Origin of the sequence: Neisseria sp. P0006.S009 (assembly GCF_051962915.1) — a bacterium.
GTDB classification, from domain to species: Bacteria; Pseudomonadota; Gammaproteobacteria; order Burkholderiales; family Neisseriaceae; genus Neisseria; species Neisseria subflava_E.
Map to the genome: position 1 here is coordinate 329515 of NZ_JBQCUV010000001.1, position 24035 is coordinate 353549.

Below are 24035 nucleotides of genomic sequence, written 5' to 3' on the forward strand. Positions count from 1 at the left end.
ACGGCCTTGTAAACAGTTTAAATGACTTGACCGTCTTTAGGACTGTACACATTTAAAGAGGCTTTTGCCAGCAAACCGTCCGGCGGCAACAGAGGCTTCACATCTTCCGGCGCGTCCGTCCAGCGCAACTCACAATCAAATACACCCATGCCGCCCAAATCCTGAATGGACACATGCGCCCTGACTTCCAGCTCAGTACCGACAGGCACGGAATCGGCAAACAAATCCAGCTTGCGCGTTCCCAATAAAAAACCCAAGCGTACAGGCTCTCCAGCCTTTAAAGCCTCAATGCCTGCAAACGCGCCTATGCCCTGCGCCATCAGTTCCATATAAGCCATAGACGGCAACACGCCGTCCTGCAACAAAATATGCTTGTTGCCAACCGGCGCACGGCAAACCGTATAGTCATCGCCAAATTCTTTCACACAGTCGATAAGCACCATATGTCCGCTGTGCGGAAGCAGCGGAGCCACATCATAAATCGGGGCACTCGGTATTGAAGGCATAAAATGTCATCCGGGAATAAATTACGTTACAATATGCATTATAACAGAGCCTAGCTTTTACTAACCCATTTCATTACAATGTATGAAAATGTAAAACATTGAAAGACATCATGCCTCAAAACGTTTGCCGTTTCAGCTTCAATATCGCCGCATGGCAGGCCTCCTCCAGCAAAATCAGTACGCCGGAGCAATGGCAAGACTGGGCGCAGGGGAAACTCGATACCGCCTCACTGCCGGAGTGCAAACCCGCGCTCTCCTTTTTGCCGCCTATGCAACGCCGCCGCTTGGGAAAAGCAGCACGCTTGGTTTGCGATGCCGCATGGAATCTGGCCGACCAATATCCCGAAAGCGTCCCGGTGTACGTTTCGCACGACGGCGAAAGCAACCGCAGCTTTGAATTGTGGCAAGAGCTTTTGAACACGCATACCGTGTCGCCGACCTCATTCGGCCTGTCCGTTCACAACGCAACGATTGGGCAATGGTCGATGTTGCGCAAAGACATGAGTGAGCATACCGCGTTGGCCGTTGCCGCCGATTCCTTTGAAACCGCGCTGACCGAGGCATTTGCGCTTTTGCAAGACGGCGCGCCATCTGTTTTAGTGATTGTCGCCGATGATCCGTTGTCCGAAGACTATCCCGTCCTGGCTACACGTGCGCCGTTTGCCTATGCATTGGCACTGGTAATCACAAAGGGCGAAGACTATACCTTAAGCTTGGAAACCACATCCGCAAGGCCGTCTGAAAACCCTAACGATACAACAGTCGAGCCCTATTGGAGCAGCTTGGAGTGGGTACGCTTCCTGCTTTCAGACGGCCGACAACACACGCAACACTATATCGGCAGAAACTGGCACTGGCAGAAAAACGCATGAAGACTTTAGACTATTTCCGTCGCTTTTTTGCCACACTCTTCGGCTTCATCCTCTTCGGCGTTGCAGGCGTATTGTTCAAAATCGCACTTTTGCCCTATACGCTCAAATCAACCAAAGGCGACATCAAGCGCCAACTTGAAGCAAGGCGCATGATAGGCAAAGTTTGGCGTTTCTTTGTCGGCTACCTGCAATGGTCGGGCGTATTGAGCGTCCGTTTCAACGGCTTGGAAAAACTCGGCAGACCCGGTCAGCTCATTCTTGCCAACCATCCCTCGCTTTTGGATGTTGTTTTACTGATCAGCCACTTCCCCGACCCGAACGTGTTGGTCAAAAAAGACCTGTTGCACAACCCCAGCATGAAAAGCCAAATTATCGCTTCAGGCTACATCCCCAACGACGAAAGCATGGAAATGTTGGAAGAAATCGACGCCGTGTTCAAAAGCGGGCAAAGTATGCTGATTTTCCCCGAAGGCACGCGCACAGGTTGGGACGGACAGGTTAAAATGCACCGCGGCGCCGTATCGCTCGGTTTGCGCAGCGCATCGGTCATCACGCCCGTGTGCATCAAGATGACGCCGCCCAATTTCAAAAAGGGGCAACCGTGGTACAAAATCCCACCGCAAAAAATTCATTATGAAATTACCGTCGGCGACGACATCCTGCCGGAAGAATGGCTGGCAGAAAAACCCCTGCCCATCGCCGCAAGGCGTTTAAACGAATACCTGCAAGACTATTTTACAAGGAAAACCACATGAGCAATTTAGAAAACCAAATCAAACAATTAATCATCGACAGCTTAGGTCTGGAAGACATTACCGTTGCCGACATCGGCAGCGAAGATCCGCTTTTCGGCGACGACGGCCTGGGTCTGGATTCGGTTGATGCATTGGAACTTGGTTTGGCCGTACAAAAAACCTTCGGCTTCCAGCTCGACGGTGAAAACGACAACCTGCGCGAAAACTTCGCCAACGTCAAAACACTGGCCGAGTTCGTCAAGAGCCGCCAAGCATAAGGGAGAGAGAAGATGACCGAACAAGAAGTACGCACCCTGCTGACCGATGCACTGGTTAACCTGTTTGAAATCGAACCGGAACGCATCAAACCCGAAACCAACCTCTACGAAGATTTGGAAATCGACAGCATCGACGCCATCGACCTTATCGACCATATCAAACGCGAAACCGGCCGCAAACTGCAAGCCGAAGACTTCCGCAATGTGCGTACCGTAGAAGACGTGGTTCAAGCGGTTTTGAAAGTACAACAAGATTCCTGATTTTGCTTTGAATCAGCATATTTTCAGACGGCCTTGTCAATCCGAAAGGCCGTCTGAAAATCAATCGCAACCATGAAAATATTAGGAAAACTCCTACTGACCCTCGCCAGCCTCGCGTATCCGCTCCTATGGTATTACGGCAGGGAAAACGGCGCATTTTTCTGGCTTGCAGCGGCCATGTGTGTGTTATGGCTGATACGCGCCGCCATGCCGCAAACCACAGCCCAACGCATTACGGCGATTATCCTTGCCGCTTTTTTTGCGGCGGTACTAATTTTCAGACGGCCTGACTCGATGTATTGGTATCCCGTCGCCGTCAACGCGCTGATGCTTGCCGTTTTCGGCGGCAGCCTGTTTGCCAAACAAACCGTTATCGAACGCCTTGCCCGACTGCAACACCCCGACCTGCCGCCCGAAGGCGTGCGCCACACCCGGCGCGTTACGCAAATCTGGTGCGCGTTCTTTATCTTCAACGGCGCAACCGCCGCCATTTTGGCAGGCTTACAATATTACGATTGGTGGGCAGCTTATACAGGCATTGTGTCGTATGTGTTAATGGGAATCTTATTTGCCGGGGAGTGGGTGTATCGGAAATTGGTTTTGAAGGTTTAATCCATTAAAAATATTTCATCAATTAGACGAATAACCATAATGAAAAAAATCATCCTACTCACCCTGATTTCCTTCACATTTACCGCATGCTCTTCGACGTCTAAAACGCCTTTATCCCCTGAAGAAAAGGCGGAAGCCGAATACAAGAAAAATTATACGGAAGTTGCCAGCCACACCATCAAAACGCGCTCGGGAAACCTGACCGTCATTGACCGAATACACAATCGTTATTCTGACGATACTACAACCAGCAGCATGAATTTGATGATTATTCGGAAATCCAATACGGTAAAAGCAAGGGCTGCACAAACAGCCGTATTTACAGCAACTTTTGCATTATTCATTCTTGCCGGTAGTAGCGGTCATATTGGATATGAAGGCCCTGACCTGCTGGGCAAACACAATTTAAGCGGGAAGCCCATTAAACCGAATTTTGCGAATCCCGTTTTTGAACAATTTTCCCCCAAAGTTCGCGATTGGGCGGCAAAATGGTCATTTAAAGGCAATAGTGCCAATAAAAAACTATTTGTCCAACCGGGTCGTTTCTATTTGGTTTATGAAAAATTCAATAGACGAGACCGATTCTTTCTGAACAATGAAGTCAGCCTTTTGGTAGACGGACAAAGTGGCAAAACCGATCGCTTACTCCATTGCTTCAAAAGAAGTGAAAGCCATTCATTGGAAGAGTGGCAGGCAAATGATTACGAATTGGTACGCCAAACGACAAACAAACAATACGATGAATGCTTGGCACAACTCAAAGAAGATGCCAAAGCAAATACATCGAAATTATAAAACCTTAGAACCATCATGCACCTAACCCGAATCCTATCCCCCGACCTACCCCAACACGACCTTATCGCCACCCATCCGAATTGGACGCGTGCTGATTTCAACCGTGCGGTTTTCCATCTGTCAGGCCGTCTGAAACAGGCAGGCGTGCAAACTGCCGCGTTGTGGTTTGATGATGCCGCGCTGTTTGCCTGTGCAGTGTTGGCAGTATGGCATTCTGGCGGAAAGGTTTTATTGTTACCCAATTTGGCGCAAGACAATTTGGATTGGGGCAAAACGACAGAAGTGTTTTTAACGGATTCAACAGATAAAAAGCTGTCTTCAGACGGCCTGAACATTTGGCACTTGCCTGATGTATTGACTCAAACAGAATCGGAAGCGCTGAGCACCTATCCTGAAAACCATCTGATTCCCGACCATGCCGAAGCATGGCTGAAAACATCAGGCTCCAGCGGCGAAGCGCAGATTATTGTGAAAACCGCCGCGCAAATGCAGGCAGAAGCCCTGACTTTGGCAAATACGCTGCCATTTGGACAACACGGTGAAACCGTGATCGGCAGCGTGATTCCGCAACACCTTTACGGCTTCACGTTCCGCTTCGCACTCGCGCTGACAATGGGTTGGACTATGGAGCGGCAGCAGGCGGTTTATCCGGAAAACCTGCTTTCCAGCACGGCCGCGCATGATAAAGTGGTTTGGATTGCCAGCCCGGCCGTACTCAACCGCTTGGGAGAAAACCGCAACTGGCAAAGTATCGGCCATAAAATTGCAGGCATTGTCTCGGCCGGCGGCGCATTGCCCGCAGCCACGGCAGATTTGCTGCAACAGGCTGCCGTCCGTCCGTTTGAAGTCTATGGCAGTACCGAAACCGGCGTGATTGCTTCACGTTGCGAACACCAAGAATGGCAGCCTTTCGAAGGCGTGGAAATCGGGCAAAACGAAGAAGGCGCACTGTGGGCTTCTTCGCCTTGGTCGCCCGAACGCCGTCAAACAGCCGATTTGATCGAGCCGCAAAATGACGGTTTCCTGTTACTCGGTCGTCAAGACCGCATTATTAAATTTGAGGACAAACGCGTGTCGCTGACCCAAATCGAACACGAACTTTTACAACACCCTTGGATTGCCGACGCCCACTGCGGCCGTCATCCGCAACACCAACGCATTGCCATATGGGCGGCATTGAACGCAGACGGTATCGCTGCCTTGCGCGAGAAAGGCCGCGCTGCGGTTGCCGATACACTCAAACGCTATCTGGCCGCCACGCAGGACACCATCGCCCTGCCGCGTTACTGGCGTTTTACCGACAACCTGCCGCGCAATGCCCAAGCCAAAATAGCCGCGTCGGATTTTCAGACGGCCTTTACCGTTGCCCAAACTTCTCCCGTTTGGTCGAAAACATCATCTGACGATGAAACCAATACCGAAAATTTTATCGGCCGCGTGCCTTTGGATTTGATTTATTTCGGCGGCCATTTTGCCACCTTCCCGCTGGTTCCCGGCGTGGTCGAGCTGCAGTGGGTACGCAACCTGATTGCGTCCAAGCCATGGGGCAAACAGCGTATCATCCGCATCGAAAATCTAAAATATCAGCAGTTTATCCGTCCTCACGATGAAGTGTCGGTAGAGCTGAAATACGATGAATGTAAAAACAAACTGAGCTTTAAAATCAACAACGGAGAGCATCCGTGTGCATCAGGACGGATTGTATTTGAGGCCGTCTGAATATACTTATTAACTTTTTAGTGGAAAACCAACAATATGCAACTCTTCCCTGCCCTAGAACAACGCTATTCCCACGAACACCAGTCCGCAGGCGAGGCTCAACGTCTGGCTCAAGAAATCGCTTTTGCACCGATTGTGTTCCAAGTTTCCCGCCTGATGGTGAAATTTGGCATTCTGGATTTGCTGAACGACCATCCAGACGGCCTCACTCAAGCCGAAATCGCTGAAAAAGCGAAAATCAGCAACTACGCGGCACAAGTCCTGCTGGAAGCCTCGCTGTCTATCGGCACTGTCTTAACTCGCGACAACCGCTATTTCATCAGCAAGGCCGGTTGGTTTGTCCTCAAAGACAAAATGGCCCGCGTCAACATGGATTTCACGCAGGAAATCTGCTACCAAGGTATGTTTGATTTGGAAAAAACCCTGCAAACCGGCAAGCCTGAAGGCCTGAAAGTATTCGGCGACTGGCCGACTATTTACGAAGGCTTGTCTTCATTGCCAAGCATTGCGCAGGAAAAATGGTTTGCATTCGACCATTATTATTCCGACAATTCCTTCGCCGAAGCACTGAACACTGTGTTCGCCAAACCGGTTAAAAAACTGCTCGATGTCGGCGGCAATACCGGTCGCTGGGCGGAACAATGTGTCAACCACAATGCCGAAGTTGAAGTAACCATCATGGATCTGCCGCAACAAATCGGCTTAATGCGTGAGGCGACCAAAGGCAAAAACGGCGCGGACCGTATCCACGCCCATCCGGCCAACCTGCTTGATCCTGAGATTCCGTTCCCAACCGGTTTTGATGCGATCTGGATGAGCCAATTCCTAGACTGTTTTACCGAAGAACAAGCTACCAGCATTCTTCAACGCGCCGCTGCATCTATGAGCGAAAACACTAGCCTCTACATTATGGAGCCTTTCTGGGACAGACAACGCTACGAAACCGCCGCCTACTGCCTGACCATGACCAGCCTGTATTTCACTGCCATGGCCAACGGCAACAGCAAAATCTTCCATTCTGAAGACCTGATCCGTTGCGTTGAAAAAGCCGGATTGAAAGTAGCGGAAATTTCAGACGGCATCGGCCGCGGACACAGCATCCTGCGCTGCGTTAAGGCCGTCTGAACATCATCTTTTAAACCCTAAAAAGAAACCGACCCCAACAGCAATTTCGGCTATCGGGGTCGGTTTGTTTTTGGGTGTCCTCCTTAAAACATCAGCCGCGCAACATCCATACTGCGCACACTAACGCAATCGCCACCAACAAAGCCGCAAACAGTTGCCCCATTCCGGCCAATTTAGGCTGCTGGGCATCGATGGTTTTAAAGCCATTAATCATCGGCGTAATCAAATCCTGTTTTTTCACAAAGCGATACAGCAAAACAGCCGCGATATGTACGCCAGCCAAAACAGCTAAAACATTAAAGAAATTGACATGGATTTTTCGCGCCAGCGTACCGGCGTGTTCGCTGACCAAATGATTCAAAAAGCCGGAATTGGTAAACGTATTTTCATCGGCGGCAAATAAGCCTGTGGCCGTCTGAAAAACCAAGGTGGCCAATAAAGCGATGACCATCAGCGCGCCCAAAGGATTGTGGCCGACCAATTCGTCTTCAGACATTTGGCCTTGCGTGTAGCGGCGGATTTCGGAAAACGGGCGCACAAATCGGCTGAATCTTGCCGTATAGCTGCCCCATATCCCCCAGCACAAGCGGAAAGCCACCAAAGCCAGCATCAACAAGCCGCCGCGCAAGTGCCATACCAGCATATCGCCGCCTCGGGTGGCGCTGTACCACATAAAACCCATCAATAACACCAAGAGCCAATGGAACAGGCGCGTAGGTGCGTCCCAAACTTTTATTTTTTGCTTCATTACCTTTTACTTTCTGATTTAAAATTAAATTTCTTATCTTGGAAGGTTACGCCATGCAGCCCATCTACACGCTTCCCGAATCGCTTCAGGCCTTTCAGACGGCCTTAGCATTTCCCGACGTATTCCGCCCCCGCGTCCAAGAGTCGCACAAAGGCACATACGGCACGCTTGCCATTATCGGCGGCGCAACGGAAATGAGCGGTGCGGTGGTTTTGGCAGCCACAGCCGCCATGTATCAAGGATGCGGCAAGGTTTGGGCGGGTTTCAACCAAACCATGCTGCCTTTTGCCATTATTCCCGAACGCCCTGAAATTATGCTCGCCACTGCGACCCAACTAATGGAACGCAACGATGTCAGCGCGCGGGTAATCGGTTGTGGCTTTGGCTTGGACGGATTATCAGAGCAGCTGCTGCTCCAAATCCTGTCGACACACCATGACCGGCCTTTATTGCTCGATGCAGATGCTTTGACACTGCTCGCCCGTTCTTCCGAATTAGCCGAACGCCTCAAATCGTACAAACATATCGTCCTGACACCTCATCCGGCTGAAGCCGCCCGCCTACTCGGTACCGATACCCCATCAGTTCAAGCCGACAGGCAAAAAGCCGTAACCGAAATTAGCCGTAAATATGGCGCGACCGTCGTGTTGAAAGGCCACCATACATTGGTGGCCACAACTGACGGCATGACCTATACCAACACCAGCGGCAATGCCGGTTTGGCTACCGCAGGCAGCGGCGATGTCTTGAGCGGCATTATCGGCAGCCTGCTGGCACAAGGTATTCCGGTATTCCAAGCCGCCTGCGCAGGCGTATGGCTGCACGGAGCGGCGGCTGATGTCATCAAACACAGCAGCCAAATCGAAACCGGCATGCTCGCCGGAGAAATCGCACCTGCCGCCCGATGGCTGCGCAATATTTTATCAAAAGAGTAATACTGTCTATATCATAAATACAAATTGCAGGCCGTCTGAAAATCAATCTCTATTTTCAGACGGCCTGGTTTATTTTTAAGTCATTTTGCAAATTAAGGTTAAGGCGTGTATCCTTGATTTCCCTTAAAAACAACTTCACAACATATTATCATGAGTATCTTCAATAAAATCAGCAACTTTATTGGAAAAACATTTTCCCTTTGGGCTGCACTCTTTGCCGGTATCGCTTTTTTCGCACCCGATACCTTCAAATGGGTCGGCCCTTACATTCCTTGGCTTCTGGGCATCATCATGTTCGGTATGGGCTTGACGCTCAAACCTTCCGACTTCGATATTTTGTTTAAACGCCCCAAAGCCGTCATCATCGGCGTGATTGCACAATTCGCCATCATGCCGGCAACCGCCTATCTACTGGCCAAGCTGTTGAACCTGCCTGCCGAAATCGCAGTCGGTGTGATTTTGGTCGGCTGCTGCCCGGGCGGTACGGCTTCCAATGTAATGACTTATCTGGCGCGTGGCAATGTGGCTTTGTCGGTTGCTGTTACATCGGTTTCTACTCTGATTTCTCCATTGCTGACCCCCGCCATCTTCCTGATGCTTGCCGGTGAAATGCTGGAAATCCAAGCGGGCAGTATGTTGATGTCCATCGTCAAAATGGTTTTGTTCCCCATCGTTTTGGGCTTGATTGTCCATAAAGCCTTGGGCAACAAAACTGAAAAACTGACCGACGCGCTGCCGCTGGTTTCCGTTGCCGCCATCGTGCTGATTATCGGCGCGGTTGTCGGTGCCAGCAAAGGCAAGATTATTGAAAGCGGCCTGCTGATTTTTGCCGTTGTCGTACTTCACAACGGCATCGGCTATCTGCTCGGCTTCTTTGCCGCCAAATGGACCGGCTTGCCTTATGACGCACAAAAAACGCTGGCCATCGAAGTCGGTATGCAAAACTCAGGCTTGGGCGCCGCGCTTGCCGCCGCACACTTTGCCGCCGCGCCGGTTGTTGCCGTTCCCAGCGCATTGTTCAGCGTGTGGCACAATATCTCCGGCTCGCTTCTGGCAACTTATTGGGCAGCCAAAGCCGATAAAAATAAAGAATCCTAAACGTCTTTAATCATCAGGCCGTCTGAACAGGGATAAACGAAATCAACGATTTCTGCCTAAGCTGTTCAGACGGCCTTTATTTTGAAATCAAGCAGGATTATTGTTTGGCTGCTTCGATTTGGATATTGATGTTTACTTTTTTGCTCATACCGGCACTCACCAAATAATCCAAGCCCCATTTGGTACGGTCGACGGTGGTGCTGAAATCGCCGCCGCATACTTCTGCTTTTAACATCGGGCTTTGGTAGCAGTTGAATTTGTCGGCTTTGAGTTTCACCGGCGCAGTTTTGCCGCTCATGGTCAGATTGCCGTCAACGGAAAGCAGTTTTTTGCCGTTGAAATTGAATTTGGTGGATACAAAACGGATTTCAGGGTATTTGTCTGCATTGAAAATATCGGCAGATTTCAAATGTTGAGTAAAGCGATCTGAACCGGTTTGCAGTTTGGACAAAGGCAATACGATATCGATTGAGCCTTGGCGTTTGGCACGATCAAATTCCAAATTGCCGGTCAAACCATAAATACCGCCGACGTTGGTGCTGGTGTTGAAATGGTCGATGGCAAAGCGGGCATTGGCATGAAATTCGTCCACTTTATAAACAGCGGCAGACGCAGCAGAAGCCAACATGGCCGAACACAATGCAAACATGATTTTTTTCATCGTCTTATCCTTAGAAATGTGAGAAGTTCCCTATCATATCACTTTTTGATGCCAACATCTTTTGCAAATGAGAAAGACAACGTTTCATCCTAAGAAAACTTCAGGCCATCCGAAGAAGTGAGCAGCAAATTCAGGTGAAGCAAATACAGTTTAGTTTTATTACAAAATAGCGTGCTTCATCGCTCGTAATTGGTATAAAATACCGAGTTATTTCTACAACGGGCCGCCAACCAACCAGCCTATTTCAGACGGCCTCAGCATAAAACAAAGGAACAAAAATGCCTGAATACCGCTCCAAAACCTCTACCCACGGCCGCAATATGGCAGGCGCGCGCGCATTGTGGCGTGCAACCGGCGTCATGGAAACCGACTTCGGCAAACCGATTATCGCCATTGCCAACTCCTTCACCCAATTCGTCCCAGGCCATGTGCACCTGCACAACATGGGTCAACTGGTTGCCCGTGAAATCGAAAAAGCCGGCGGCATTGCCAAAGAATTCAACACCATCGCCATTGACGACGGTATCGCCATGGGCCACAGCGGTATGCTCTACTCCCTGCCCAGCCGCGACCTGATTGCCGACTCCATCGAATACATGGTCAACGCCCACTGCGCCGACGCGCTGGTGTGCATTTCCAACTGCGACAAAATCACCCCGGGCATGCTGATTGCCGCCATGCGCCTGAACATTCCGACCATCTTCGTTTCCGGCGGCCCGATGGAAGCCGGTAAAGTTATCGGCGTGGCCAATATTCAGCCCGAACGCCGTTTGGACTTGATTGACGCCATGATCGAATCGGCAGACGACAATATCAGCGACAAACAAGTCGAAGAAGTCGAACAAAACGCCTGCCCGACTTGCGGCTCCTGCTCCGGCATGTTTACCGCCAACTCCATGAACTGTCTGACCGAAGCACTCGGCCTTTCCCTGCCGGGCAACGGTTCATACTTGGCGACCCACGCAGGCCGCAAAGAATTGTTCCTCGAAGCCGGCCGCATGATTGTCGAAATCACCAAACGCTACTACGAGCAGGACGACGAAACCGTATTGCCGCGCAGCATTGCCACTAAAAAAGCGTTTGAAAACGCCATGACCATGGACATCGCCATGGGCGGCTCTACCAATACCATTTTGCACCTGTTGGCCGTTGCCAACGAAGCCGGTGTCGATTTCAAAATGGCCGACATCGACCGCCTGAGTCGCGTTGTACCTTGTATCTGCAAAACCGCGCCAAACAACCACGATTACTACATGGAAGACGTGCATCGCGCCGGCGGTATCTTCGCCATCCTGAAAGAATTGGACAAAGCAGGCAAACTGCACACCGACGTGTACACCATTCACGCGCCGACCCTGAAAGACGCGATTGAAAAATGGGACGTAACCAACCCTGAAAACACCCATGCCATCGAGCGTTTCAAAGCCGCTCCCGGCGGCGTGCGCACTACTCAGGCGTTCTCACAAAACCGTATGTGGAAAACCCTCGACCTCGACCGCGAAAAAGGTTGTATCCGCGATGTCGAACATGCCTACTCGCAAGACGGCGGTTTGGCAGTATTGTTCGGTAATATCGCCGAACGCGGTTGCGTGGTGAAAACCGCAGGCGTGGACGAGAGCATCCTCAAATTTACCGGCCGCGCCCGCGTGTTTGAAAGCCAAGAAGACGCAGTCGAAGGCATTTTGGGCAACCAAATCGTAGCTGGCGACATCGTCATCATCCGCTACGAAGGCCCTAAAGGCGGCCCGGGCATGCAAGAAATGCTGTACCCGACTTCCTACCTGAAATCCAAAGGTTTGGGCAAAGAATGCGCCCTTCTGACCGACGGCCGTTTCTCCGGCGGTACTTCCGGCCTGTCCATCGGCCACGCTTCGCCTGAAGCGGCAGAAGGCGGCGCCATTGGTTTGGTACACGAAGGCGACACCATCGAAATCGACATTCCAAACCGCAGCATCCACCTTGTCATTTCCGATGAAGAGCTTGCCGCACGCCGTGCCGAAATGGAAGCACGCGGCAGCAAAGCGTGGAAACCGGAAAACCGCGACCGCTACGTCTCCGCTGCCCTGCGTGCCTACGGCGCGATGGCGACTTCCGCCGACAAAGGCGCAGTACGCGACGTATCGCAAATCGAACGTTAATTAACCTGACTTTAAGGCCGTCTGAACGCTTCCAAGTGTTTCAGACGGCCTTCATTCAAACGGACAAATATGGACAAATTCATTTTAGCGATGATCGGCATGGCCATTGCCCTACTGATTATTATTGGCGGCGGATTTATCGCTGTCGAATATTTCAAATCCCATCCTGAAGCTTTCCAAGTCAAGCCGCTATCAAAATAATCATTCAGCGGCATGAGTCTCAAGGGGAAAAAGCCGTAGCTCAAGGCCGTCTGAACGCAGTACATATAATGAAACACATTCTTTACTGGCTGGGCGGTTTTGCCGTCGCCCTCGGCATATTCCAATACTACGAAACCCATCGCTATTCCGAAGACCAGCTCATCTACGCCCAACCGCCGCAAAATCGTACCGCTGTTGCCGATTTTGACGCCTTGGCGTATTTAAACTTCCTCCGCGCCTCAGCCAATCTGCCCGCACTGGCGCACTCGGCCACACTCGAACGCGCCGCGCGCAATCATGCCCGCTATCTGCTGCAAAACCCTGACGACGGACATGACGAACACAATACACGCAATCCCTTTTATACAGGCCCACGCCCATCCGACCGCACGCGCAAAGCCGGTTATGCCTATAAAGGCGTACACGAAAACGTCAGCACCGGCCAACACCCGCCAAACGAAAAAATCAACGACCACCTACCTGCCCAACATCAGCTGGACAACCTGATGACGGCGATTTACCACCGTTTCTCCTTGCTCGATCAAAATATCGACGAGGCCGGTGCGGCGTTTGAATCTCAAGGCAAACAAATCGCGTTGAGCATCAATCAGGGCGACAGCAGATTCAACAGCCTCTGCCAAAAAAACCGCCCATTATCCGACCTCAGCCGTTCGTTTTATCAAGATGCCTGTCATGGCCATGCCATTGTTTATGCGGATGAAATCTCCAACCGCAAACTCCGGCCTTACATTACCTATCCGCAAGGCAATTTCGCTTCGCCGGTTTTCCACGGCGAGCGTCCCGACCCTATGCCGCATTATGAAATGACCGGCAATCCGGTCAGCATCGCGTTCTCAGAACAATCGCCCCCGGTCAAAATGCGTTCGTTCAAACTGTATCAGGACACAAAAGAAATCAAAGACGTCAAAATCTTAGATAAAGATAATGACCCAAACCGCCTCCTGACCGACCGCCAATTCGCGCTGTTTCCTTTACAGCCTTTGGAATACGATACCGACTACCGTGCCGTGTTCCAATACCGTCAAAACGGAAAAAACAGAACGGCCGAATGGACATTCAGCACGCAAAAACCCGATTATCCTTATTTCATCGTCAAAGGCGGCGAAACGCTGGCCATCGAATCCGGACAAAAATATTTTATCCATTGGCAGGATTTTTGGTGCTTGAAGCAATGCGAACGCTACAACTACCGCATGAACCGCGACACCCAACTCGACATTATCGAGCGGCAGGCCGGCGGTATCATTATCCGTGTCAACGGAAGCAAAGGCAGCAGCATCCGCTTAATGCCCGAAGGCGAAGACAGGCGCGCCATTACACTTTATTTATGGAAATAAAGCCGTTTTCAGACGGCATGAAGCACCAAAAAACTGATAAAATACCGCCTCACCACCCTACGGCAAGCTATCCAATATGACCAAACATCCGCAAACAGCAGCCAATACCCGCTATGCCTTTGCCAGCATTGCCGTCATGTTGGCCGCGTTTTTACTGTTCGTTGCCGTGATGTTGCTGCCCTTGGGGTTGACGGCGGGCACACAAGTAAGCCTGATACGGCTTTCACTCTACGCAATCGTGTTGTTTGCCGTACTTGGCGGTATTTTTTCTGTACGCGTTGCCTATTTGCGTAAAAAGAACGGAGCATGACATGACCCAAGCCGATAAAATCCCACAAGAAATCCGCCTCCAGCAAGAGCGGCGCGTACTGACTTTGGTCTATGTTGACGGTGCCAAAAGCCTTCCTGCCGAATACCTGCGCGTGTACTCACCCAGCGCGGAAGTGCGCGGACACGGTCCAGGTCAAGATGTTTTGCAAACAGGCAAAGCCGAAGTCAGTATTACCGATTTAGACCCCGTCGGCCAATACGCCTTGAAAATTACTTTTTCAGACGGCCACGACAGCGGCCTTTACGATTGGGACTATCTCTACCGACTAGCGAATAATCAAGATGCACTTTGGCAAGACTATCTCGACCGCCTCGAAAAAGCCGGCGCGTCCAGAACGCCAAGTGCCGAAGATTTGAAACCCAAACGCACACATTCCTGCGGTAGCGGCGGTTGCGGCGGAAAGGCCGTCTGAAAAAAGGCGAAGCCGACATTGGATGACGGCAGAATCATTGACGGCAAAGCGTTCCTCCCCGCCTAAAAAAGGACGGGTAGCGGCTATCTTCGGCGATACCAAAGCCTGTCCTCATGCAGTGCGCGCCGCACAAAACGCAGACGTTTTGGCGCATGAAGCAACCTTTGCGGCAAACGATGAAGAGACAGCGGAACGAGTATTCCATTCGACCGTATCCGATGCTGCCAAGCTGGCTTTGCAAGCCAATGTGAAACAACTCTACCTGACCCACATCAGCGCACGTCATACCGAAGAAGAGCAACGCCTGATGCTGGAGCAGCAGGCACAAACTATATTTCCCGCGTCGAAAGTGGTTGGCGATTTCGACGTATTCAATATCTGAATCCGTATTATTTTAAGAAGGCAGACACTATGAGCGACCACAAAACCCATTTCGGCTTCTCTACCGTTGACGAAGACGAAAAAGCAGGCAAAGTTGCCGAAGTCTTCCACTCCGTGGCAAAAAACTACGACATTATGAATGACGTAATGTCCGGCGGTCTGCACCGTGTTTGGAAACATTTCACCATCAATACCGCGCGCCTGAAAAAAGGCGACAAAGTATTGGATATCGCCGGCGGTACAGGCGATTTGTCCCGAGGCTGGGCAAAACGTGTGGGCAAAGAAGGCGAAGTTTGGCTGACAGACATCAACTCCTCCATGCTGACTGTCGGCCGCGACCGCCTGCTCAACGAAGGCATGATTCTGCCCGTATCATTGGCAGACGCTGAAAAATTGCCGTTCCCCGACAACTATTTCAATTTGGTTTCCGTCGCATTCGGCCTGCGCAATATGACGCACAAAGATGCCGCGCTGAAAGAAATGTACCGCGTATTGAAACCGGGCGGCACCCTGCTGGTGTTGGAATTCTCCAAAGTGTACAAACCTTTGGAAGGCGTGTACGACCTCTACTCTTTCAAACTGTTACCGATTATGGGCAAACTGATTGCAAAAGATGCCGACAGCTATCAATACCTTGCCGAGTCCATCCGTATGCACCCCGACCAAGAAACCTTGAAACAAATGATGCTGGATGCAGGCTTCGACAGCGTGGATTACCACAACATGAGCGCAGGCATCGTCGCCCTGCATAAAGGTGTGAAATTCTAAGGCCGTCTGAAACAAACACAAAGTGCGTGATTGATAGACACGCCCTTTGTTTTTAAACCTTATCCAAGCCAATCTAACACGAACCAAAGGCCGTCTGAACAGCCGTAAAACGAAATCAAATATCTCGATTACACCATTCAGACGGCCTTAATACGTTCAAATCAGCTTATGTCCCTGCTTTCACGCTTTGCCATTGGCGGACCATAAATTTCAACGCCGCCGGTTGGATAGGTACCATGATAAAGCTGTTTTTCAAATCCTCATCGGTCGGGAAAATCGTATTGTCGTTTCTAAACTCTTCATCCATCAGCTCTTGAGCCGGTTTGCTGGACGGCGCATAAGTAACAAAATTGCCGTTTTTCGCCGCAACTTCAGGATCTAAGAAATCATTGATATACGCATGGGCATTGGCCACATGTTTGGCATCTTTCGGAATCACAAACGAATCCACCCAAATCCCCACGCCTTCTTTCGGCATCATTACACGGATTTTTTCCTTGCCGCCTGCTTCTTCGGCACGGCGTTTAGCAATGTTCAAATCGCCGCCAAAACCAATCGTTACGCAAGTATCGCCGCGTGCCAAATCATCGATAAAACCGGACGAGGTAAAACGCTTGATGTACGGACGGTTTTTCTTCAAGACTTCCGTAGCTGCCTTGATATCCGCCGTTTCGCTGCTGTTTGGATTTTTACCCATATAGTTCAACACCATAGGATAAATTTCCGCTGCGCTGTCCAAATAGCTGATGCCGCATTGTTTGAGTTTGGACGTGTATTCGGGGTTAAACACCAAATCCCATTGATTGTCCGGCAGCTGATCCGTGCCCAAAGCCTTTTTCACACGCTCGGTATTGATAGCGAAAGTATTGGTACCCCAATAAAACGGCACCGCATATTCATGCCCCGGATCGACGCCTTCCATCAGCTTCATCAACTGAGGATTCAAGTTTTTATAGTTTGGAATCAAGGATTTGTCGATTTTCTGATACGCACCTGCCTTAATCTGCCTGCCGACAAACGCATTGGAAGGACCCACGATGTCGTAACCCGACTTGCCGGTCAATACCTTGCTCTCCAGCGTTTCATCGCTGTCATATACATCGTAAGTTACTGCGATACCGTGTTTTTTTTCAAACGCGGCAACCGTCTCGGGATCGACATATTCCGACCAGTTGTAAATGCTCAATACCTTTTGATTATCGGTTTGAGCCGCTTTGTCGGCAGAAGTTTTGTCCGAGCCGCCACAGCCGGCCAGTGCCAGCACAGTCAGTACGATGAGGGGCAGATGTTTGGTCATTATCATTCCTTGCGTATCCGGTTGAAAATAGAGAGGCATTATAAAGCAGGCAAGCCCGAGCGGATAGGCTTCATTGTTAAAAGATATCGCCCCGCTTAAGGCCGTCTGAAAGACGGATTGCAGCCAACTTAAAACCTTTCTGCCGATAGCTTGAAATATGGTTTTGCGGTAAGATAACGCCCATTCGTTTTTAATCGCAACGCGCCGTCCGGGCCGTCTGAAATCCTTGTAAAAATTTTATCGAGACATTATGAAAACCACCGAACTACGCCAAAAATTCCTGAAATTTTTTGAATCTAAAGGCCACACCATCGTCCGCTCCTCCTCGCTCGTGCCACACGACGACCCGACCCTGTTGTTTACCAACGCAGGCATGAACCAATTTAAAGACGTATTCCTCGGCTTTGACAAACGCCCCTACAACCGCGCCACTACCGCGCAAAAATGCGTACGCGCAGGCGGTAAACACAACGACTTGGAAAACGTAGGCTACACCGCCCGTCACCACACCTTCTTTGAAATGATGGGCAACTTCTCCTTCGGCGACTACTTCAAGCGCGACGCGATCCACTTCGCTTGGGAATTCCTGACTTCCCCAGAATGGTTGAACATCCCTAAAGACAAACTCTTGGCGACCGTTTACGCAGAAGACGACGAAGCCTACAACATCTGGTTGAACGAAATCGGCATGCCTGCCGAGCGCATCGTCCGCATCGGTGATAACAAAGGCGCGAAATACGCATCCGACAACTTCTGGCAAATGGGCGATACCGGCCCTTGCGGCCCTTGCTCCGAAATTTTCTACGACCACGGCGAAGAAATCTGGGGCGGCATTCCGGGCAGCCCTGAAGAAGACGGCGACCGCTGGATCGAAATTTGGAACTGCGTATTCATGCAGTTCAACCGCGACGAACAAGGCAATATGAATCCGCTGCCTAAACCATCCGTCGATACCGGCATGGGCTTGGAGCGTATGGCCGCCGTCATGCAGCATGTCCACAGCAACTACGAAATCGACTTGTTCCAAGACCTGCTCAAAGCCGTTGCCCGCGAAACCGGCGCGCCTTTCAGCATGGAAGAACCAAGTCTGAAAGTCATCGCCGACCACATCCGCTCCTGCTCGTTCCTGATTGCAGACGGCGTATTGCCTTCCAACGAAGGCCGCGGCTACGTATTGCGCCGCATTATCCGCCGCGCTGTGCGTCATGGCTACAAACTGGGTCAGAAACAGGCGTTTTTCTACAAACTCGTGCCCGACTTGGTGAAAGCAATGGGAGACGCCTATCCCGAGTTGAAAGAAAAACAGACGCAGATTATGGAAGCCCTGCGCGCGGAAGAAAGCCGATTTGGTGAAACGTTGGAAAAAGGCATGGGTTTGTTCAACCAAGTGTTAAACGGCATGAAATTCCTGAAACTGGAAAGCCTACTGCCGCAAGATGGTGCGGGCAAACCACTGGCATTGAAAACCGCAGAGGGTGTGGAATTCACCGCCGCCTCCCGTGCCGCTTCGGGCAAAAAGCAAATCGTTATCCGTCCCCAAGTGCCAGGTAGCCTGAACGAAGGCATGTATATCGATTTGCAGGCTGCTTTGGAAACCGCCCATATTCCCGACGCGGAAAAACCGTTTGCCGAAACCTTGAATGCCTATTTGATGGACAACATTGCCAACAGCAAACTCGTTATCGGTGGCGAACATATCTTCAAACTCTACGACACCTACGGCTTCCCCTACGACCTGACCGCTGACATGGCGCGTGAATTAGGTATCGATTTGGACGAAGCAGGCTTCAACCGCGAAATGGAAGCCCAACGCGCACGCGCACGCGCCGCACAAAGCTTCAAAGCCAACGCCCAACTTCCTTACGAAGGTCAAGACACCGAGTTTAAAGGTTATAGCGAACGCCAAACCGAATCCAAAGTCCTCGCCCTCTACAAAGACGGCGAGCAAGTCAACGAATTGAACGAAGGCGATGAAGGTGCCGTCGTTATCGACTTTACCCCGTTCTATGCAGAATCCGGCGGTCAAGTCGGCGACGTCGGCTATATCTTCGCAGGCGAAAACCGCTTTGAAGTACTCGATACCCAAAAAATCAAAGCGGCCGTATTCGGCCAATTCGGCGTACAAACTTCAGGCCGTCTGAAAGTCGGCGACAGCGTTACCGCCAAAGTGGATGACGAAATCCGCAATGCCAATATGCGCAACCACAGCGCAACCCACTTGATGCACAAAGCCCTGCGCGATGTATTGGGCGAACACGTTGAACAAAAAGGCTCTTTGGTTACCGCCGAATCCACCCGTTTCGACATTTCCCATCCTCAAGCGGTAACTGCCGAAGAAATCGCCGAAGTAGAACGCCGCGTCAACGAAGCCATCTTGGCCAACGTTGCCGTCAACGCAGCCATTATGAGCATGGAAGATGCCCAAAAAACCGGCGCCATGATGCTCTTCGGCGAAAAATACGGCGATGAAGTACGCGTACTGCAAATGGGCGGTTTCTCTACCGAATTGTGCGGCGGTACACACGTTTCACGCACCGGCGACATCGGCCTCTTCAAAATCATCAGCGAAGGCGGTATTGCCGCAGGCGTACGCCGTATCGAAGCCATCACCGGCCTGAACGCACTCAAATGGGCGCAAGAACAAGAGCGTTTGGTTAAAGACATCATTGCCGAAACCAAAGCCCAGACCGAAAAAGACGTACTGGCGAAAATCCAAGCAGGCGCAGCACACGCCAAAGCATTGGAAAAAGAATTGGCACGCGCCAAAGCCGAACTCGCCGTCCACGCAGGCGCCAAACTCTTGGACGATGCAAAAGACCTAGGCGCAGCCAAACTCGTTGCCGCCCAAATCGAAGCCGATGCCGCAGCCCTGCGCGAAATCGTGACCGACCTGACCGGCAAATCAGAACAAGCTATCGTATTGCTCGCCGCAGTCAACGACGGCAAAGTCTCCCTGTGCGCAGGCGTATCCAAACCGTTGACTGGCAAAGTCAAAGCAGGCGATCTGGTTAAATTTGCAGCCGAACAAGTCGGCGGCAAAGGCGGTGGCAGACCGGATTTGGCACAGGCAGGGGGAACGGATGCATCCCAAGTCGGCGCAATGCTGGATTCAGCAGAAGGCTGGGTTAGAGAGAAACTGTAAATGATAGTAGAATGACCTGAAATGATATTTCGGGTCATTTTTATACAAAGGGAAAATATGGATAATAAAGAACAAATTAAAATAAGGGCAAAAGAACGTGGGATTGAGTGGCTGGTACATTTTACCCATATTAAAAATCTAAAGAGCATTTTAGAATATGGCATTATTCCTCCCCTACAAGCAAAACAATTGAATGAATCTTTGGGGACGGGATTTATTTTTCCCGACTTATGTCGTGCCGATGGGAAAAATGCTTCTTGCTTAAGCATTATGTTTCCCAATAATAAGATGTTATGGCACAAAAGGAAGAAGTACTCTGATGAAGATTGGGTATTCTTATTATTACGTCCTGATATCTTATGGGAATGTGATTGTGCCTTTTATCCGACCAACGCTGCTTCCGCCGGGTTAAACCACAGACCTGTTGAAAACTTTCAAACCGCTGCTGCTTTTGAGGCCATGTTTGACGATACGGTGATTCGAGAGACGAGATTTGAAATAGAGAATATTTCTCGCTCAGTAGATTTAAAAGCTTATTTACCAACTGATGTTCAGGCTGAAGTTTTGGTATTTAATAATATATCAACCAATTATATTTTTGAATGTTATTTTCATTGGAAATTTGGAGATGTTGCTTCAAAATTAAAGGATGATTATCCCGATTTTGCCTTCTTCCCCAATGCGGAATGGGTTGAAAAAAACTTCAAACATATTTTTTATGGATTTAGGGAAAACGTCAATTGGAGATAATTATGGCAACAAGACCGATTTATATTCCTCAAACTGAAGGAAATTATTTAGTAAGGACTGATATGGTTGATTTTGAATGGTTTGCTGGTTTTTCCGTTTCTCAAAAGCAAAAATCCATCCATTCTCTCCACACTGCCGCATTGAAAAAAGATTCAAACCTAAGCCCGATTTTGGAAATTTCCAGTAAGTCAAAAGAGCCTTTAGGCGTAGCTTTGAGTGCGTTCAACCTGATGGTTTTGACCGCAGCAGGTAAACCCCTTGCTAGCGTGGAATGCGTTTTTCAGAGCAGCAAAGTGTTTGAAGGCGATAAGCAGTTTTTGGATCTGCTCAAAGTATCATCCCGCGAAGCCAAAAAAGACCCACGTTTGAAAGAGTCTGGAAAATTAATTGCTTTCCGCCCTAATGGAAAAAAAGATAAAGAATGGAGCCTGAATCCGCTAACCGCCTATTACGACTGGGTATATATAAATGCTTTAAAACAACATGAAGAATATCATGAAGGTTTGCTTTCTTATGCCGCATTCAGCGATATCGAATTCAACCCTGAAAAATCCATCAACTGCCAAGCCTATTCGGTTGCTTTGTTCTGTGCTTTGTATAAACGTGGTATTTTACGCGATGTATTGAAATCACAACAAGATTTCTTAACCATTTATCAGGACTTTAGAGTTAATAATGCTGCAATGGACTTGATTTAAATCCATAGCAAGTCATAGCCACGCACGCAGTTTTTGTTGTTACCGAATGATTTCAAACCATGCTGTAATTCAGTCGGCAGCAACGCAGCTTGATCCATAACCCAATGAAATCCTCATATCGCCCGTAATATCAAAGGCCGTCTGAAAAGTAATTTTCAGACGGCCTCTCTTTATCAAAAGTTGCCTGCACTTTCAAAAATCGAAGCAAGCCGTAGCCCGCACTCCTGTCAACCGCGTGCGTGGCTAGACCACACACCCTACCACTGCGGGCGACGCAAACCTTAAGATTGAGGTGTAGGGTGTGTGCGGTACGCACGCACGCGGTTTTTGTTGTTACCAAATGATCCCAAACCATGCCGTAATTCAGTCGGTAGCAAACGCTGCTTGGGTCATGTACCAACAAAACTCAATATCAAAGGCCGTCTGAATTTCAGACGGCCTTTCTGTTTTCATTTCAAGCTGATATTTAAGCTTTTTATTCAATCATCTAACATCAATCTTTATCAACTGTAAAAAACAGTGCTTCCTGTTTCAAAGCATTACCGTCTGCATCGGTCAATGCTGCTTCTACTGCGGAAAACTTGATAACGGCGAGGCTGAGGCTGCCTTGTTCAGTCAGTGCTGTGTTGAGGATGACGCCTGCTTCTTCCTCGCCGACTTTGACGGCAATACCGGCGGCTTCTAAAGAATTGCCGCTTAATACGGCCAGACCGCGTTTGACTTGGCCTCGGTATTGGGCGCGGGCGATGATTTCTTGACCTGAGTAGCAGCCTTTACGGAAATGGACTGCGCCGATGATGTGTTGGTTGAGCATTTGGGCAACAGCCGCTTCTTTGGTTGCGGCGCAAATCCACGGATAGCCGCTGCGGATTTCGTGCAGATTCCACGCGTTTTCGGCTTCTGCTTGATATTCGTCTGCGTTTTCGGCTGCTGAAATTTTCAGACGGCCTGTGTGCGGCAAGGCAATTTCTACGGTGTTTTCTTGAATTTGGGCTGGGAAAGACAATTGCGGTTCGGCAGCAGGATGAGGCTCTGCATTGTCTGCCAACTCGCCGCTGACTGCTAAATCAGGCATCAGATCGAAGACGACTTTTGCACGCAAGACAAACATTCTCAGGCGTTTGACGATGGCTTCGGTCAAATCTTGAGCCATGACCAACAGTAAATCTTCTCCGCGATTGACGACCAGCATATTCGACAACACACGGCCTTTAGGTGTATTGTATGTGGCGTAACATGCCTGACCGATAGCTAAATTATTAATATCGTTGGATAATTGACCATGAAGAAATGAAGCTCTGTCTTCACCGCTGACACGGACAACGCCGAAAAAAGGCAGGCGGGTTTGCATAATCGACTCCTTAAATAGTAGATGCTGAATTATCGCCCAAATTGCCGCTTATTATCAAATAAATAAATTCAGGCCGTCTGAATGTTTCAGACGGCCTGTTGTTTGGATTCAAGCAATCAAAATTATTTAATGCTGACTTTACGGATAATCACGGCTTCGGTCGGTACATCTTGATGGAAACCGCGTGTCGCTGTTTTCACTTTGCTGATTTTACGGACAACGTCCATGCCGGAAGTAACTTTACCGAAAACGGCATAGCCGTAGCCTTGAGGAGTTTTGCTTTTGAAATTCAAAAAGTCGTTGTCAGCCGTATTGATAAAGAACTGGCTGGTTGCGGAATTCGGATCGCCGGTGCGCGCCATGGCGATGGTGCCGACGTTATTTTTCAAGCCGTTGTCTGCTTCGTTGTTGATGGCTTTATCGGTGGATTTTTGAACCATTTTCTCGGTAAATCCACCGCCTTGAATCATAAAATTGTCGATAACGCGGTGGAAAATCGTGTTGTCGTAAAAACCTTTTTTGGCATAATTGACAAAGTTTGCCACAGTTTTCGGCGCTTTGACTTCATCCAATTCCAGTTGGATGTTACCCATATTGGTTTCAATCACGGCATGGGTAACCGCTTGCGCTTGCACGGAGAGTGACAGTGCGAGGGCGCACAGGGTGAGTTTGATGGATTTTTTCATATGTTTTCTCGAATGATGTATTGTGAAAATGGAATATTAACCTTGTTTCGCGTGAAATCCATAAAAAACATGTAAGATTTTTCAAGCAAAAAACATAAGGCAATCAAATCAGGCCGTCTGAAAGGGATAAAAAACAAATTCTTGCTCTTTATCATTCCCTTTCAGACGGCCTGCTATT

The 24035-nt window shown here is 49.7% G+C and carries 26 protein-coding genes; 20 read left to right on the forward strand and 6 right to left on the reverse strand.

Going from position 1 to position 24035, the window contains the following annotated elements; all coding sequences use genetic code 11:
- Positions 1 to 17 precede the first annotated feature (17 nt).
- Positions 18 to 506, reverse strand: a complete 489-nt coding sequence (locus ACTHTK_RS01570; RefSeq protein WP_440378260.1) for an ApeP family dehydratase — start codon at positions 504 to 506, stop codon at positions 18 to 20.
- Between the two features lie 110 nt (positions 507 to 616).
- Here ACTHTK_RS01570 and ACTHTK_RS01575 point away from each other — a divergent pair, with 110 nt between their 5' ends.
- The 8 genes from ACTHTK_RS01575 to ACTHTK_RS01610 all read left to right on the forward strand — a co-directional run bounded on the left by ACTHTK_RS01575 (position 617) and on the right by ACTHTK_RS01610 (position 6902).
- Positions 617 to 1378 (forward strand): beta-ketoacyl synthase chain length factor, encoded by a 762-nt coding sequence (locus ACTHTK_RS01575; protein ID WP_049332540.1) that lies wholly within the window; start codon positions 617 to 619, stop codon positions 1376 to 1378.
- Positions 1375 to 2133, forward strand: a complete 759-nt coding sequence (locus tag ACTHTK_RS01580) for a lysophospholipid acyltransferase family protein (protein ID WP_003746415.1) — start codon at positions 1375 to 1377, stop codon at positions 2131 to 2133. Before ACTHTK_RS01575 ends, ACTHTK_RS01580 begins: the two co-directional genes overlap by 4 nt.
- The gene (locus ACTHTK_RS01585; RefSeq protein WP_003680822.1) at positions 2130 to 2390 is read left to right on the forward strand and encodes a phosphopantetheine-binding protein; all 261 of its coding nucleotides are present in this window, start codon (positions 2130 to 2132) and stop codon (positions 2388 to 2390) included. Before ACTHTK_RS01580 ends, ACTHTK_RS01585 begins: the two co-directional genes overlap by 4 nt.
- A 12-nt stretch (positions 2391 to 2402) precedes the next feature.
- Complete coding sequence (locus tag ACTHTK_RS01590; protein ID WP_003680823.1) at positions 2403 to 2651, forward strand: acyl carrier protein; 249 nt, start codon at positions 2403 to 2405, stop codon at positions 2649 to 2651.
- Between the two features lie 72 nt (positions 2652 to 2723).
- On the forward strand, positions 2724 to 3263 hold the full coding sequence (locus tag ACTHTK_RS01595; protein ID WP_440378261.1) for a hypothetical protein: 540 nt from the start codon (positions 2724 to 2726) through the stop codon (positions 3261 to 3263).
- Positions 3264 to 3302: 39 nt separating this feature from the next.
- Positions 3303 to 4058, forward strand: coding sequence for a hypothetical protein (locus ACTHTK_RS01600; RefSeq protein WP_070829945.1), 756 nt, complete (start codon positions 3303 to 3305; stop codon positions 4056 to 4058).
- A 15-nt stretch (positions 4059 to 4073) separates the two neighbouring features.
- Positions 4074 to 5777: an AMP-binding protein gene (locus tag ACTHTK_RS01605; RefSeq protein ID WP_440378262.1), complete on the forward strand. Its 1704-nt coding sequence runs from the start codon at positions 4074 to 4076 to the stop codon at positions 5775 to 5777.
- 36 nt (positions 5778 to 5813) lie between these two features.
- Entirely contained in the window at positions 5814 to 6902 is a 1089-nt protein-coding gene (locus ACTHTK_RS01610; protein WP_003685414.1) for a methyltransferase, read from the forward strand.
- Between the two features lie 91 nt (positions 6903 to 6993).
- Here ACTHTK_RS01610 and ACTHTK_RS01615 read toward each other — a convergent pair whose 3' ends face one another.
- Entirely contained in the window at positions 6994 to 7650 is a 657-nt protein-coding gene (locus ACTHTK_RS01615; RefSeq protein WP_440378263.1) for a cytochrome b/b6 domain-containing protein, read from the reverse strand.
- 53 nt (positions 7651 to 7703) lie between these two features.
- Here ACTHTK_RS01615 and ACTHTK_RS01620 point away from each other — a divergent pair, with 53 nt between their 5' ends.
- Positions 7704 to 8585, forward strand: coding sequence for an NAD(P)H-hydrate dehydratase (locus tag ACTHTK_RS01620; RefSeq protein ID WP_440378264.1), 882 nt, complete (start codon positions 7704 to 7706; stop codon positions 8583 to 8585).
- 150 nt (positions 8586 to 8735) lie between these two features.
- Positions 8736 to 9683 (forward strand): bile acid:sodium symporter family protein, encoded by a 948-nt coding sequence (locus tag ACTHTK_RS01625; protein ID WP_440378265.1) that lies wholly within the window; start codon positions 8736 to 8738, stop codon positions 9681 to 9683.
- A gap of 97 nt (positions 9684 to 9780) precedes the next feature.
- On the opposite strand, the gene ACTHTK_RS01630 is transcribed toward ACTHTK_RS01625, so the two are convergent.
- Entirely contained in the window at positions 9781 to 10344 is a 564-nt protein-coding gene (locus ACTHTK_RS01630; protein WP_440378266.1) for a YceI family protein, read from the reverse strand.
- A gap of 278 nt (positions 10345 to 10622) precedes the next feature.
- Between ACTHTK_RS01630 and ilvD the strand changes: the two genes are divergently transcribed.
- From ilvD to ubiE, 7 genes are all read left to right on the forward strand, one after another.
- Complete coding sequence (gene ilvD / locus ACTHTK_RS01635) at positions 10623 to 12482, forward strand: dihydroxy-acid dehydratase (protein ID WP_070615262.1); 1860 nt, start codon at positions 10623 to 10625, stop codon at positions 12480 to 12482.
- Positions 12483 to 12551: 69 nt separating this feature from the next.
- Positions 12552 to 12683 (forward strand): hypothetical protein, encoded by a 132-nt coding sequence (locus ACTHTK_RS01640; RefSeq protein ID WP_256388404.1) that lies wholly within the window; start codon positions 12552 to 12554, stop codon positions 12681 to 12683.
- A 68-nt stretch (positions 12684 to 12751) separates the two neighbouring features.
- The gene (locus ACTHTK_RS01645; protein WP_107723378.1) at positions 12752 to 14041 is read left to right on the forward strand and encodes a CAP domain-containing protein; all 1290 of its coding nucleotides are present in this window, start codon (positions 12752 to 12754) and stop codon (positions 14039 to 14041) included.
- 76 nt (positions 14042 to 14117) lie between these two features.
- The gene (locus ACTHTK_RS01650) at positions 14118 to 14351 is read left to right on the forward strand and encodes a hypothetical protein (protein WP_063068666.1); all 234 of its coding nucleotides are present in this window, start codon (positions 14118 to 14120) and stop codon (positions 14349 to 14351) included.
- Position 14352: 1 nt separating this feature from the next.
- The gene (locus tag ACTHTK_RS01655) at positions 14353 to 14784 is read left to right on the forward strand and encodes a gamma-butyrobetaine hydroxylase-like domain-containing protein (RefSeq protein ID WP_107723379.1); all 432 of its coding nucleotides are present in this window, start codon (positions 14353 to 14355) and stop codon (positions 14782 to 14784) included.
- 22 nt (positions 14785 to 14806) lie between these two features.
- Positions 14807 to 15166, forward strand: coding sequence for an MBL fold metallo-hydrolase (locus ACTHTK_RS01660; RefSeq protein ID WP_107723380.1), 360 nt, complete (start codon positions 14807 to 14809; stop codon positions 15164 to 15166).
- A 29-nt stretch (positions 15167 to 15195) separates the two neighbouring features.
- On the forward strand, positions 15196 to 15933 hold the full coding sequence (gene ubiE / locus ACTHTK_RS01665) for a bifunctional demethylmenaquinone methyltransferase/2-methoxy-6-polyprenyl-1,4-benzoquinol methylase UbiE (RefSeq protein WP_004519946.1): 738 nt from the start codon (positions 15196 to 15198) through the stop codon (positions 15931 to 15933).
- A gap of 166 nt (positions 15934 to 16099) precedes the next feature.
- Here the strand turns inward: ubiE and ACTHTK_RS01670 are convergent, their stop codons facing one another.
- Positions 16100 to 17230: a polyamine ABC transporter substrate-binding protein gene (locus ACTHTK_RS01670; RefSeq protein WP_440378267.1), complete on the reverse strand. Its 1131-nt coding sequence runs from the start codon at positions 17228 to 17230 to the stop codon at positions 16100 to 16102.
- A 250-nt stretch (positions 17231 to 17480) separates the two neighbouring features.
- Between ACTHTK_RS01670 and alaS the strand changes: the two genes are divergently transcribed.
- Genes alaS through ACTHTK_RS01685 form a run of 3 tightly spaced genes read left to right on the forward strand, consistent with a single transcriptional unit; the run spans position 17481 to position 21820 of the window.
- Entirely contained in the window at positions 17481 to 20372 is a 2892-nt protein-coding gene (gene alaS, locus ACTHTK_RS01675) for an alanine--tRNA ligase (RefSeq protein ID WP_440378268.1), read from the forward strand.
- Positions 20373 to 20429: 57 nt separating this feature from the next.
- Positions 20430 to 21122: a DarT ssDNA thymidine ADP-ribosyltransferase family protein gene (locus ACTHTK_RS01680; RefSeq protein WP_440378269.1), complete on the forward strand. Its 693-nt coding sequence runs from the start codon at positions 20430 to 20432 to the stop codon at positions 21120 to 21122.
- Positions 21123 to 21124: 2 nt separating this feature from the next.
- A complete protein-coding gene (locus tag ACTHTK_RS01685; RefSeq protein ID WP_440378270.1) occupies positions 21125 to 21820 on the forward strand; it encodes a DarT1-associated NADAR antitoxin family protein in 696 nt (231 codons plus the stop codon).
- 493 nt (positions 21821 to 22313) lie between these two features.
- Here the strand turns inward: ACTHTK_RS01685 and ygfZ are convergent, their stop codons facing one another.
- Together ygfZ and ACTHTK_RS01695 are read right to left on the reverse strand one after the other, a co-directional pair.
- A complete protein-coding gene (gene ygfZ, locus ACTHTK_RS01690) occupies positions 22314 to 23171 on the reverse strand; it encodes a CAF17-like 4Fe-4S cluster assembly/insertion protein YgfZ (protein WP_440378272.1) in 858 nt (285 codons plus the stop codon).
- Between the two features lie 122 nt (positions 23172 to 23293).
- The gene (locus ACTHTK_RS01695) at positions 23294 to 23857 is read right to left on the reverse strand and encodes a peptidylprolyl isomerase (RefSeq protein ID WP_004519955.1); all 564 of its coding nucleotides are present in this window, start codon (positions 23855 to 23857) and stop codon (positions 23294 to 23296) included.
- Between the last annotated feature and the right edge of the window lie 178 nt (positions 23858 to 24035).